The sequence below is a fragment of the Ruminococcus sp. NATIVEDY161 genome (assembly GCF_045819895.1).
In the GTDB taxonomy this organism is placed as follows: Bacteria; Bacillota; Clostridia; order Oscillospirales; family Acutalibacteraceae; genus Ruminococcoides.
In genome coordinates, this window is the sequence record NZ_CP162392.1 from 1,819,323 (window position 1) to 1,833,056 (window position 13,734).

Annotated in this window: 8 protein-coding genes and 1 tRNA gene; 4 read left to right on the forward strand and 5 right to left on the reverse strand. The window is 48.4% G+C overall.

The genetic code is table 11. The features are described from left to right. The first annotated feature begins 145 nt into the window (after nt 1-145). Entirely contained in the window at nt 146-2,458 is a 2,313-nt protein-coding gene (locus AB1I50_RS08720; RefSeq protein WP_407723659.1) for a SpoIIE family protein phosphatase, read from the forward strand. A gap of 70 nt (nt 2,459-2,528) precedes the next feature. Here the strand turns inward: AB1I50_RS08720 and AB1I50_RS08725 are convergent, their stop codons facing one another. Further along, a complete protein-coding gene (locus AB1I50_RS08725) occupies nt 2,529-3,851 on the reverse strand; it encodes a serpin family protein (RefSeq protein WP_407723660.1) in 1,323 nt (440 codons plus the stop codon). Between the two features lie 3 nt (nt 3,852-3,854). After that, the gene (locus AB1I50_RS08730; protein WP_407723661.1) at nt 3,855-4,979 is read right to left on the reverse strand and encodes an MGDG synthase family glycosyltransferase; all 1,125 of its coding nucleotides are present in this window, start codon (nt 4,977-4,979) and stop codon (nt 3,855-3,857) included. Nucleotides 4,980-5,326: 347 nt separating this feature from the next. On the opposite strand from AB1I50_RS08730, the gene AB1I50_RS08735 reads away from it, so the two are divergent. Next, a complete protein-coding gene (locus AB1I50_RS08735; protein WP_407723662.1) occupies nt 5,327-6,964 on the forward strand; it encodes a VanW family protein in 1,638 nt (545 codons plus the stop codon). Nucleotides 6,965-7,028: 64 nt separating this feature from the next. Here AB1I50_RS08735 and AB1I50_RS08740 read toward each other — a convergent pair whose 3' ends face one another. Beyond that, nucleotides 7,029-7,511: a SprT-like domain-containing protein gene (locus tag AB1I50_RS08740; protein WP_407723663.1), complete on the reverse strand. Its 483-nt coding sequence runs from the start codon at nt 7,509-7,511 to the stop codon at nt 7,029-7,031. A gap of 88 nt (nt 7,512-7,599) precedes the next feature. On the opposite strand from AB1I50_RS08740, the gene AB1I50_RS08745 reads away from it, so the two are divergent. Continuing rightward, nucleotides 7,600-7,674 (forward strand) — tRNA-Cys (locus tag AB1I50_RS08745). 256 nt (nt 7,675-7,930) lie between these two features. Here AB1I50_RS08745 and AB1I50_RS08750 read toward each other — a convergent pair. Continuing rightward, nucleotides 7,931-9,331 (reverse strand): hypothetical protein, encoded by a 1,401-nt coding sequence (locus tag AB1I50_RS08750; protein WP_407723664.1) that lies wholly within the window; start codon nt 9,329-9,331, stop codon nt 7,931-7,933. Between the two features lie 13 nt (nt 9,332-9,344). Beyond that, on the reverse strand, nt 9,345-10,826 hold the full coding sequence (locus tag AB1I50_RS08755; RefSeq protein WP_407723665.1) for an RNA polymerase sigma factor: 1,482 nt from the start codon (nt 10,824-10,826) through the stop codon (nt 9,345-9,347). A 428-nt stretch (nt 10,827-11,254) separates the two neighbouring features. On the opposite strand from AB1I50_RS08755, the gene AB1I50_RS08760 reads away from it, so the two are divergent. Beyond that, nucleotides 11,255-13,723, forward strand: a complete 2,469-nt coding sequence (locus tag AB1I50_RS08760) for a transglutaminase domain-containing protein (protein WP_407723666.1) — start codon at nt 11,255-11,257, stop codon at nt 13,721-13,723. Nucleotides 13,724-13,734: the final 11 nt, after the last annotated feature.

Sequence of the window (13,734 nt, forward strand, 5' to 3'; positions counted from 1 at the left end):
ACATTATAATCCAAAAGCCGCAATATTACAATAAAACAATCTAAAAATTTTCATCCTTACACCGACAAATCCGTCGCAGCAAAGGCAATATAATTGAGGTACAGTAATCAAGGGCACATAATGCTGCCCATAAGGAAGTATCAAAATGACGGATGTAAAAACAATGCGGCGCGCGCGTGCCGCTCAGACAGATTTTATCAAGACCGCAGGGCTTAATGTGCTGTTCTTCGCCTGCGGAACGCTCATTACTCGCGGCGCGGTGCTCGGCGATATGGCGCCGTTCGGCAGCTCATACGCCGCTTCGGTGCCCAAGCGCAGGCTGATACCCTCGCTGCTCGGCACGGCGCTGGGGTACATTCTGCTAAAGCCCTCGGACAGCTTTCGCTACATCGCGGTGATTATCGCAATCGGCTGCGCGAGGTGGCTGTTAAGCGACATCGGAAAAATCAGCTCGTCAAAGCTCTTCGCTCCGCTCTGCGCGTTTATCCCAACGGCGGCTACGGGCATAGCCCTGTCGTTCGGCGGAGCAGGGACTATGGCTACACTGACGGGCAGCCTGATTGAAGCTGCGTTGGCGGCGGTTGCGGCGTACTTTATCTCGTACACCTTCCGGCTTTCGTACGGCAGGCGCGGACTGACGGCGTTCACGGCGCAGGAGACCGCCTGCGTTGTAATGACCGCCTGCGTGCTGATTTTGTCGCTCGGTCAGGTCGCGATAGATAACGTATCGCTCGGCAGGATAATCGCGGTCATCGCCGTTATGTTCTGCGCGAAAAACGGCGGAGTTAACGGCGGAGCGGTCAGCGGCGCTTCAACGGGAGCGGTGTTCAGCCTCGCGCAGTTTGAGCAGGGCTTTATCTGCGGCGGATATTCGTTCGGCGGACTGATTGCCGGACTGTTCTCGCCGCTCGGAAAAATCGCGACGGCGCTGTCATTTATCACGGCGGATTTTCTGATGAGCCTTGCCTTCGGCGGAGAAAAAATGAGCTCCGCAACGCTGATTGAGGGCGCTGTCGGAGCGGCGGTGTTTCTTCTTTTGCCCAAGAGCGTAGACAGGTTTATCGCCCCTATATTCAACAAGGAACGCGACGTTTCACTCGGTGAAGCCTTGCGTAAAAATATAATCGCGCGGCTGGGCTTTACCTCGAGCGCGATCCGCAACGTCAAAAACGACGTTGAGAATGTGTCGAAAAAGATGGGGGAGATGTACTCACCGACCTTTGAGTGGGTTTGCGAGAATACCGCCGCCGAGGTCTGCTCGGGCTGCGGACTGCGGATGTACTGCTACGAGCACCGCGGCGGAGTTACAAAGGACGACTTTTTCCGCCTTGAGGAGCTGCTCGGCTCCAAGGGCAGCCTGACCGCGGACGAGGTCGAGACAGCGTTTATAAAAAACTGCTGCAAGAAAAGCGAAATTGCGCATAGTATGACAGAGAACTACAAAAAGCTCCTGTCAATGCAGGAAGCCGAGCGCCGTGTGGGAGAGCTCCGCGGAGTTGTGGCAGGGCAGTTTGCAGGCGTGAGCGATATTTTAAGCGATTTGTCAAAGGAATTTTCGGCGGTGAAGAACAGCGACAGCGAAGCCGCCGAGAGGATTATCGCCGAGCTCACAACCCTCGGCGCTTGTCCTTTGGAATGTTCCTGCCTTGAGGGCGAGAACGGCAGAATGAGGGTTGAGCTGATTTTGAGCGCGAAGGGCAAAAACCTCAAGCGCGGTCAGCTTTCGCGGATTGTATCGCACTGCTGTCAGCGCAGGTTCGACTTGCCCTCGGTCACGGAGGAAAACGGCAGGATTTTAGCCGCACTCTGCGAGCTTCCGCAGTACGATGTGGAAATCGGCACAGACCAGCACATCGCCGGAAACGGCAAGCTCTGCGGCGACTGCATTGACTACTTCAACGACGGCCGCGGCAACACCTACGCCCTTGTCTGCGACGGAATGGGCACGGGCGGCAGAGCTGCGGTAGACGGAAATATGGCGTCGTCGGTGATGGGCAGGCTGCTGCGCTCGGGACTGAGCGCCGACAGCTCGCTTCAAATCGTCAACTCGGCGCTGATGATTAAGAGCGACGACGAGAGCCTGTCAACGGTAGATTTGGCAGGAATTGACCTCTACACGGGCGCGGTAACGCTCAAAAAGGCAGGCGCAGCGGCGACGTTTATAAAAAAGAACGGCAGGGTAATCAAAAAGGAGATGTCCTCGCTGCCGGCAGGAATACTCAACAACATTAAATTCGCGGAGGACGCGGTAAATTTGACGGTCGGAGATATGGTGGTTATGGTTTCGGACGGAGCGCTTACGGGCGATGACAAGTGGCTTGAAAAGCTGATAAAAACGTGGAACAAGGGCAGCACTCAGGAGCTTGCTCAGGCGGTTGTTGAGGAGGCAATCAAGCGCAGGGCAGAGAGCCGCGACGACGATATAACAGCCGTGGCAATCCGCCTTACGGAAAACTGAATTTTTTCGCATAAAAAAGTAGGGGTCGGTCGAGACGCGACCCCTACAATGTTTTGTATTGTTTTGATTTTTAATTCATATAAACGCCCGAGTATACCGGGATGTTGCTCTCGTTGTCAATCAGCATAAAGATGAACGGACGGTTGAAAACAAGCTCGGCGTTCTTTTCACCGTTCTTAACCGCCGAGCCCTGCGCCAAGGCGCTGTCTGCAGGCTTGTCCGAGGCGGTAGAAACGCCGTTTTTGCTCAGGCTGAAACCGTTGTTCAGGCTGTACATTCCGTCAAGCGTTACGCCCTTAGTGTGCGCGAGGTTGCCGAAATCGGATTTATCGGAAAACAGCGTGTAAAGTCCTGTTTTCTGCATAACCTCAGCCATCGCTTCGGGCTTGTCCTTCGCGGAAATATCAAACTGCGGAACGCTCGCGTTCGCGTTTGCGGTCACGTTGAAGCTCTCGAGCAGCTTCATATACTCAACGGTATCGAAGGTCTTGATGTAGTCGTCGATTTTGACGTTTTCGTTCGGCATAATCAGGACAAGCTTAAGCGGATTTTTGGCGGTGTATTTGATAATTCCCTGCGCCGCGTCGGAGTGAATGAAGCTTTCGGTAGACTTCATAAACACCGCGTCCTTACCGCCGAATTTGCCCTGCGACAAATCGTCCGCGCCGTATTGAGCGAGCCAACCGTCGCAAAAGCTTACGCTGTCTGCCGAGACGAGCGAGCCGTCCTTGTCGAGCGGAATTTCATCGGCGGCTTTGTTCGAGTTAAACAGCTTGTCAAGCTCCGATTTCGCGTCGCCTGCAAAGTCAAACCTCACCGCCTGAGCTGCGTAGAAGTCAGCGTTTGCCTGCAAAAACGCGGTTTTGACGTCGGTATTGTTGTTGATGAACAGCGCGTCGTCAAACCTCATAAACGCCGAAGTATCGGCTTTTTTGCCGCTTAATTCGTCGGTCTTTTTATTCTCGGCTTCGGCTACGGTTTCCAATCTGCTCTTGAAGTACGATGAGCAGGTGTTGAGGTTTTCGAGCGACAAATCGTTGCCGAGCGCGAGGGTGATTTCCGACAGTGTATCGCCCTTTGCGCCGTTCGCAATCAGCGACAGCGACAGGGCGTTTGAAGCAGGCGATAACACGAACGAGCCGTCGCTTTGCGCGGCGTAGTTCCTGAACAGCTTAAGCTCATAGCCCATTATTAAGTTTGCGTAAGAGTTGTACGCGGTGGGCGGCTCAGCCGCTCCGTCGCGGTAATTGTAGGTTTTTTCCGCGTCCTTACTGCGAGTGTATTTTGACGACAAAACCTCGCCCTTGTTAAAGCCGTCGGAGCTTGAGCAGGCGCACAGTCCGGTCGAAAGCAAGGCGGCGCACATCAGCGCGGATATTATTTGTTTTTTCATATCTTATTCTTTGCCGCTGAGCTTTTTAGCAAGCTTGAAAATATCCTCTGCCGCGTTCGGGAAAGCGAGCCTCTTGCAGTTTTCCTTCATCTCCTGCAGCCTTCCGGGAGACTTCAAAAGCTCCATAATCTGTTCCGCGCCGCGTTCCTCATCAATCAAAATCGCGGCGTTCTGCGCAAGCAGAAAATCAACGTTGTCCTGCTCCTGACCGGGGAAAGCGCTGTAAATCGCCATCGGCAGGTGGCAGGCGATACTCTCGGTGACGGTCAGTCCGCCGGGCTTGGTGACAATCAAATCTGCCATGTGCATATAGTCCTCAACGTTGTCGACAAAGTACAAAAGCTTAGTCCTTTTGCCCGACCTCAGCTTTTGAATTTTCTTGTCAAAGCTGTCGAAAAGCTTGATGTTTCTTCCGGTTATGACGATAAGCTGGATTTTTTCTCTCCTCTTTGCGAGCTGCTCATAAAAGTTCAGCACTCCGGTAACGCCGAACGAGCCTGCCATAAGCAAAACCGTCGGAACGTCGGGACTGAGCCTTTCGCGCTTGCGGAGCTCCTCCTTTGACTGTTGCTTAATAAAGCTGTCAAAGGTGGGAATTCCGAGCGGATAAATCTTTTCCTCGGGAATTTCATAGACGGTTTTAAGCTTATCCGCCATCTGCGGCTCAGCCACAACAAATGCGTCGATGTACTCGGACATATATGTGCGGTGCGAGTCGTAGTCGGTAATCAGGCTGATTGCCTTTACGTCAATCATACCCTTTTCCTTTAGCTTAGACACCATATTTGTGATGAACGGATGGCAGATGATGATGATGTCGGGCTTTTGCTCTTCTATGGTCTCGAGAAGCTTTTCGGCGTACATCTCGTTCGACTTCATAACCGCCTTTGCGACAGGCTTGTACTCGTCGGTGAGCCTGTACAGTGTTCCGTAAAATTCGGGAACCTTTGTCGCCATAATGTGGTAGCCCTTGGTTACCGTGGTGTTGTAAAAGCTTCCGAGGGCTTCCATACCGTCGATAACAGTGACCTCGGTTTCGGGGCTGACGGTATTAATTTTTGACTTAATAGCGGCTGCGGCACGCTTGTGACCGCCTCCGGTAGATGCTGTTAAAATCAGCACTTTCATATAATCAACGCCTTTCCACGCAGTTTTCATACCCAAAAATGATGGCTTTGTTCTAATTATATATTATACTTTGGTTTTGGATTAATTTCAACAGTTATTATAGTTTATTTGCCAAAATTACGGTAACTTTCACTCTGTGTTCACGTTCGGAATGTTAATGTTACAAAAGATTGACAAAAGTTATACAAAAAATTCTTAAAAAACCGCGATTATCTTTGTGTTTTACCACTTTATTTTTGGAATTTTTTATAGTAGAATAATAAATAATAGGATATAAGGATTAGAAGATTTAAATTTATATATACGTTTAATTTTATATATATTTTTTCACTTATTTGGGGTGTATCATGAAAAGCAATAAGGAAAAATACCCGACAGGTTCTGACGGACTTGTGGATATCTCCTCGGGTGTTCCGGGGGGAGGTTCATCAAAGCGCTACAAAAAAGACGGCGCAGGAAAAAAGAAAAAAGTTATAATCATTGTCAGCATTGCCGTAGCTGTTACAGCGGCTCTCGGCGTGGCAGGCTTTTGTCTGTTCAACAGCCTTAACAAACCGGCTGAAGTTGAGGAGGACAAGCCCTTTACCTTTACCGACCAAACCGTTATTTCGGGCGTTGACGTCACGGGAATGACGCTTGACCAGGCGAAGCAGGCGCTTCAAAAGGATGTTAAGAAGCTCAACAAGCCTCTTGAAATTTCAATTAACCTTGACGGTCAGACCAAAAAGCTGACTCAGGATAATTTTACCTACACCTACAACATTCCGCAGGTGGTTCAGCAGGCGTATAACGACGCGATGAATCCCGAAAAAAAGGTAAGCAAGGACGAGGTCAGGAAGTACACCGTAACCTCGACCGTTCAGGAAAAGTCGATTGACACCAACGTTGCCGCAATCGAAAAGGAAATTGACGTAGCTCCCAAGGACGCATACGTTACAAAGTTCCATCCGTTCTCGGAGAACCGCTTTGAGTACGCCGACGCGGTTGACGGACGCGAGATCGACAGCAAGGATTTGAAAACCAAGCTGAAAAGCGCGTTTACAAACGGCGGAAACTTCTGCAAAATCGACGCGGTAATCACCGCTTTGCCTGCCGAAGTTACGAAGGACTTTTTGAAGAACAACATCGTTAAGCTCTCGTCCTACGAGACTACCTCTTACAACACCGCGAACGGCACAAATAATATGTCGGTTGCGCTTGACGCCTGCAACGGCAGTATTATTGAGCCGGGCGACTATGTTTGGTCGTTCAACGAGTGCACAGGCGACTCCAACAAAGAGTCCAACGGCTACAAGCCTGCCCACGTTATCTCCGAGGGTAAGATTATCGACGGCGTAGGCGGCGGTATCTGCCAGGCGAGCTCGACGATTTATAACGCGGCTATCCGCGCAAACCTCAACTTTGAGGAGCGTTACTGCCACCAGTGGGCTTCCGATTACGTTCCCACGGGACTTGACGCGACAATCGACTATCCCAACCTCGATTTGAAAATTTCAAACCCTGAGAAAACCCAGGTTTTCCTCGAGTGTGAGGTTGACGGAAGCACGCTTCACGCTTCGTTCTGGGGCGTTAAGTACGGCAGCTATGACGAGATTAAAACCCACAACGAGGTTTCCGACACAGGTAGCGACAGCTACAGCGTAAGAGCCTGGAGAGTTTACCTTAAGGACGGTAAGGAGATTGACCGCGAGGAGCTCAACAAGTCGACCTACGATATGGATTACGGCGTAGTGTTCAGGTCCGCAGATTACGACAGCGGCGCAACCTACGGCGAAAAGACCGAGTCCTCGGACAACTCTGGCAACAACAATAATAACGACGACAACGATTCAAACGAGCAGTCGTACGAAAGCTCATCGGATACCGGACAAAGCGCCGAGTCTGCTCAGCCTGAGCAAAGTCAGCAGTCCGCTGATTCGGGCGGACAATCCGAGCAGTCGAGCCAGTCGCAGAGCTCAGGCGGCTCTGAGGGTTCGGGAGAATAGACGATAATAGTATAAAAATAACTGTCACCTTAATTTTGGTTTAGGGTGACAGTTTTTGTTTGGGTTAAATTAAATAGAGCCTGCCGCCGCATTTTCCGCAGCGGTAGCGGTTCGGTCTTTTTACAAGGGGAGAGAGCCGTTGACGGTGAAGCTCAGCGCCGCAGCCGCGGCACTTTATAATGTATTTCGGTTTCGGGAGCAAATCTTCGGGAATACTCTCGTCATCGGCGGCGCGCTTTACGTTAAGACCATAGGCGGCGTTTACCTTTTCGGCAAGCATTTTCCACCGCCCTGTGTGCTTCATACAGCCGTAGCAGGTGTGGAGCTGTTCGTGCAAAACGGTCTCAATCAACGTCTGCTCGGCGGTTCGCTCGTCCAACAGCATGGCGGAAATCTCCACCGTATAGCGGTCGTTTTGCTTTTTGCAAAGCCCAAGCCTCGACTGAGCGCGGGTGTTTACGGCGTAGGTGATGTTTTGCGCGTATTTAATTTTCAGGCGGTCAAGCAAATTTTCGCACTGACGCGCATATGATATTAAGTCTCTCATAGTCGTTACCGAAAATTCTGAAATCAAAATGTGCAAATATCTTCTTGACAACGGGCTCTATAAATGATATAATATTCCTCGTTGACACGGCGACATAGCCAAGTGGTAAGGCACGAGTCTGCAAAACTCTGATGCGGCGGTTCAAATCCGCCTGTCGCCTCCAAGTAAAGCGCTTTCATCTTTTGATGGGAGCGCTTTTTTCATTTTATCACACAAAAGTAAAAATTGCAAATTATATATGAGAAAGAAAAAGAATCCATCGGCAGTGCCGGTGGATCCTTTTGCGGTCAGACCGCTGAAGAGTAATGCGTTTCTTCATCTTTTGCAAGAGGGGTTAGCATTTATTTTTATATTCCCCGAAGGGATAATCCCCGCGGCGGATAAGCCGTCGAACGGGGACGGTAAGCAAATAATATTTATTATTCCGCGCTGTCGGGCGTAGCAGCGTGCAGGTAATTGCAGGGGTAGTAGGTGAGTGTTAAGGTTTCGCCGTTTTCGAGCGTGTAATACTCCGGTTCGCTCATTGTATCGGCGGTCAGCTTATCAAAATTAACCGGAATGGATATTTTTGAAAGCTCAAGCGGATCATCATTGTAACCATAAGATATTGATAATGAGTCGTGGAATAACTGATTTTTTAAGATCATTTCCGACGAATCCGGAAGTGTAACTTGAATAAAACCTCCATCTAAAGCGTCGTAACCGTTATTTGCCTTTTTTCCGTAATACATCAGTAAAGAATTGTCAGTATCGCTTTGGCGTTTTTCAAAGGAAATAAAAATAAAATCGGAATTATGCTGACTATCATCATAACTATTGTAAATGAAACCTTTAGCGTCCGGAGTATCATTAAATTCATAGCCAAAGCTCTCGATATCATTGATGTTGAATACATCAAAGATAATACCGTAAATACTTTCTCCGGTAATTGTATTATCATAATCAAAATACAGATCTAAATCAACATACCCCATATTATAGAGGGGGTATTCATTATCATCATTATAAGGATAAACAATATCATCGTAAAAAACCTCGTAGCTGCCGTCTTCATGCACTACAAAGCGTTTAATACGTTCCCATTGTTGAGAAAAAACAACATCACTGCCGTCAAAGCGGATGAATTTGAGTGGGTAACAATCTATATCATCTTCCGAATAATAGGAAAACAGGCGCAATATATCGCCGGTTAGTAAATCCACCCTATAGCAGTAACAAAAATTTTCAGAATATGCGGTATAATCATATAGGACATTAAATATAGTTTCCTCGCCAAAGAATAGATATCTGTTGTTCAGACAGAAGAGAGTGACATTTTTTTCTCCTTTAAATACAACAACAGTTTTGCCTGTTGTTTCATTGCGGCGGTATACCGTATTGTCCTTTACAAAAAAGGTGAAAACTTCACCTTTATACTGCCACTGAAAGATTTGTTTCTTTTGATTAAACAGTGATTTTCCCTCGGCGATGGGTTCCTCGCTGACATTATCTGATACTAATAAGGTTTCGGAAAGCTGAGGCGTATCATTATACACGGTTACGGTTTCTGTCTTTGTTTCGGTATGTACGCGTGTCACTTCCTCAGGCGGCAGCGTTTCTCCGTCAGCGGCGTAGCTTACACCTGTTTGCTGTTCCGGTTCTTCAAGCGGCACTGCGCTTGTTGACAGGCTGCCGAATACCATTGTCAATGATATTGCCGCAACCATTACCGCCGCCAGCGATGAAAGAAATGCCGCGCGCGGCTGACGGTCGCGCTTGCTCAGTATTTCCGCCATAAGTTTTTTGTTTGCTGAATTATCAAAGTTATATTTTTTTATCATAATAACACCTCGTTTAGCAACCCTGTTGTACGTAATCGCTTCCTGTGAACTCCATCACATTGTCCTTTTGCTTTTGAGTTAAAAGGCTTGTAAAATTTGAATTGTCCGGGTGGAAACTCTCGAGCGCAGAGAGTATCTCGCTGTTGATTTTGCTGTAATCCAGATTTGTCCTGTATAGCAAGGATTTATTCCATGATAAAGAACTATTGTATAATATATACGCGTCTTTGCCGGGAAGCTGTGAATATCCAAAATAAAAGTTATAAATGTTAAAAAGGATTATATCACCATTAGGTTGCTCCAATATTTCGTGAAGTTCCTCTTTGCTTAAGTTAGAATCAGAATCAATATCCATTATACTATTATCACCGGCACTACCGCCGCTGTCGAATACACGAACACGGTATCCGTCATCTTCGATTTTAACATTATTAACCCAACTGTCGGGAAATGTTAAAGTTCCTCCTATGGTGTCGGAGTGATAAGTTTTTGACGTCAGTGTTTTTTTGGACGGCTCATAACGGTTGCCCGCAAAGCGGAATTCATCCGGCAAGCCCTGCTGTGTTTGCTCCGCCTGTTCTCCGTCGCTTTGCGCGGAGTTTACGTTTTGGTAAACCGTCGCAACCTGAGTTTCGTACACATCCTTATATACGGTAGCGGCGGTAGGGTCGATTTGTTCGACCTGTTCGGTCACCGCTTGGGTTGGTACAATTTCATCCGTCGGGTTATTGTTGTTCTTCATCACAATGCCGGTGCCGATAACAGCTCCGCCGAACACGACAGTTGCCAAAAAGCCTGTTAACGCCCTTGTTCCGCCGGAGGTTGACGAACCGCCGTCGGTCGCGATAATCTCAGCCGTTTTAAGCGATTGCTCCTTAAACATCCGCCACGGCAAAAACGGAATGGCGATTTTTGCGTGAAGGCGGATTTTATTATCCTTTTCATACTTTGTAATCCGCTTTTCAAGCGCCTGCTTGCCGTAGCGTACCCTTGAGGCAACCGTGCCCGGGGGTACGTTTAGTTTTTTCGCGATTTGCGCGTTTGTGTAGCCGTCGTAGTAGCGCATAATCAGCGCTTCGCGCTGGTCGTCGAGCAGCTCGTCAATAAAATCCTTTATCAGCCGGTCGGCGCTTGTTCCGGCAACCTCGTTTTCGGGAGTGTCGGCGGCGTCGGGCAAGCTAAGCACATAGTCCTCGTCCTCGTGCATACTCTCCATCGGAGTTTTTGTCGCGGCGCGGATTAAATCTATACTTTTGCTGTTTATCACGCGGCGAATATATCCCTCGGGGTTGTCCATAGCCGCAAGCTCTCTTAACCTGCCCGATAACGCAAGCGAGGCTTCCTGGGTTACATCCTCGGCGTCCTCGGGGGACAGATTGTTTTTGCGGCAAACAGAAGCGGAAATTTTACCGATTTCGCCATACAGCGCTTCCCATGCCGCGCTCTCTCCTTTTGAAGCGCGTCCCGCGAGCTGCTGTAACTCTGCCTTTTCCATTGAGCCCCTCCAAATCTATAAAGTTCCTCTTTTACCATTTTATCACAAATTTGACTAAATGGCAATATTACTCTTTTCTCTCTTTCACTAAGCCAAACGTGAAAAAACGGCAAAAATATTTAAATTATTTTATTTTTTTCAAAATTTTCAAAATTTTTCATATATTAATAGGTTTAAGCGAGAAAAATGTAAAAATTTTGAAAAATTTTTCGGAATTTAAATATTTTTCAAATTCGTCTGCGTTTTAGCTATTGAACGGACAAAACAAAGGGTCATTTTATGCTAAGCACAGAATCCTTACATCCAAAAAAACAGGGATTATCTATTGACTTTTTGTCAATTTTGTGATATATTATGAATATAATAGGCTTGCTGTTTATTGTATTCTCGAATATATAATTTTTTGCACAATCACAGGAGGTTTTTTTATGAAACACAAACTAATTTTAAAAACGCTGGTAATCACGCTGATTGCCGGTATGATTGCCGTCCCTTGTTCGGCTATGGCGGCTGAGACAGGAACGGAAGAAAACGTTATTGATTCGCCTGCGGTCGAGAGCATTTCGACCGAGCCGGCAACTACTCAGGCGCCGTCAACCCAGGCGGCAACGGAGTTTACCGCGGCAAAAACCGATTCGGCTGATGTACCGCTCGCCGCCGTGAGCGAAGAAAAGTCAGAAGTTGCGGCGGACAATACCGAAAAGCAAAATTCCGAGCCTAAGGAAAAGCTTGCCGCTCCTGCTTTCAGCATGGCTAACGGCGTTAACGGCTTGGATTTTGCGTGGAGCCAGGTTAAAGGCGCTATGGTTTATGTGGTTTACACCAGAGCGGCAGATGAAGATACTTGGGGCATGTACGGCACACCCGAAACACACGCGACTTGGGGAGACCCCGAGCCCGGCAAGCTATACTACGCCAAGGTTCAGGCGATGGACGCGGACAATACAGGGGGCGAGTTTTCAGCGGTAAAATCCCTTACATATATTCCGCGCGCGGATGTTACCTCGCTTAGCTTTAACGGCAGCGCGAACACGCTCACATGGAACAGCGTGGACGGAGCTAATAAATATCAAATCGCCAAGATAAGAAAGGGCGACAAGGCGTATACCTATTATACAACTACGTCGACAAGCTTTACCGACAAGAACGTAACAACCGCCAACGCCTATTACTATCAGGTTCGCGCGATGTACGCTACCGAGAAAAACGGCACTGCTTACGGTGCTTGGTCGTCTACAAAATCCGTAGTCACCCTCGCACAGGCAACGGTTTCGCTTGCCAACAAGTCAAACGGAATCCGCGCAGCGTGGGGAGCGGTAAAGGGCGCTCAGAGATACGCCGTTTACTACAAGGCGGCTGAGGACAGCAAGTGGACTGTCACCTCAACCTACAATACCTATTACCCCATTCTGGGCGTAAAATCAGGCACTCTTTACTTTGTTCAGGTTCGCCCCGTTGCCGGCAACGTCAGCGGAACATACTCAAAGGTTAAGGGTATGACGTTTATCGGCGTTCCCGATGTTACGCTTTCAAACACCGTTGACAGCGCTGTCGTAAGCTGGAAAAAGGTTGAGGGCGCTAACGGTTACCAAATCGCAAAGCTTAAAAAGGGCAATTCCGCCTACAGCTACATCGAAACCGAGGATACCTCGTATTCCGACAAGGACGTCGCAGGCGGTTCGGTTTACTACTATCAGGTAAGGGCGATGTTCAAAACCGAGACTAACGGCACAGCCTACGGAGCATGGTCGCCGTCAAAGCTGATTCTCAGAATGACACAGCCCGCCGTAACGCTCTCGAACAAGTCTAACGGAATTCGCGCGGAGTGGAAGGCAGTAGCAGGCGCGGCAAGATACGTTGTATACTTCAAAACCGCCGCCGCTTCATCATGGTCGTCAGTGGTTACAAACAACACCTACTATCCCATTCTTAACACACATTCGGGCACTCATTACTATGTTCAGGTTCGTCCTGCAGGCGGCGGAGTTTACGGTCCTTATTCAAGCCCGAAGGGTATTACCTTCATCGGTATGCCGAATGTTCAGGCTATGACGATGTCAAACAGCGGCTTGAATATAAGCTGGAGCGCTGTACCGGGTGCAACAAAGTACCAAATTGCCAGAAAGCAGAGCGGAAATCATCCTTACGAATACTTTATATCCACAACCAATTCTTACCTCGATAAAGACGTTGCCGGCACAAAGAACACCTACGCTTACCAGTTCAGAGCGATCAGGGAAGCAGACGGCGAGGCTTATTACGGAGAATGGTCGTCGGTACACAACCTGATTAACGGCAAGGTTCCGAACGGCTATCAGATTATAGGCGGCTACCGTTATTACTATAAGAAAGGCGTAGTGCTCAAAAACCAAATCGTAGGCTCAAAGAGCGAGGGTTATTATCTTGCGGACGCTAACGGCGTATGCTGCGTCAGCGAAGAGATGCACCTTGCCGCGGAGTTTGTTATGAATTGCGGAACCGGCAATACATTAAATGAAAAAATGAAAACCGGATTTATGTACCTTGCGAGAAATTACCCTTACAAGCGTACATACGATCATCCGAAATCAAAGGCAGATATTCCGGCTCTTGCCATTGATATGTTCAGGAATAAAAAAGGAAACTGCTTCCGTTACGCCGCCTGCTTCACATGTATAGCCAAGGTGTGCGGATACCGTTCAAGAATAGCGGTCGGAAACACGGGCAACGGCAGTCCGCACGGCTGGGCAGAGGTGTATATGGACGGAAGATGGTATTATTTCGATCCCGATATGCAGCTGCCGAACTACGGTTTCCCTGATTATTACGCGTACAAAATGGCGAATCATCCATGGAACGTCAAAACCTCGTTCAGATCAGAGGTAACAATCAGCAACGGCAGGGCAGTTTGGAACTGATTTTAGAAAAG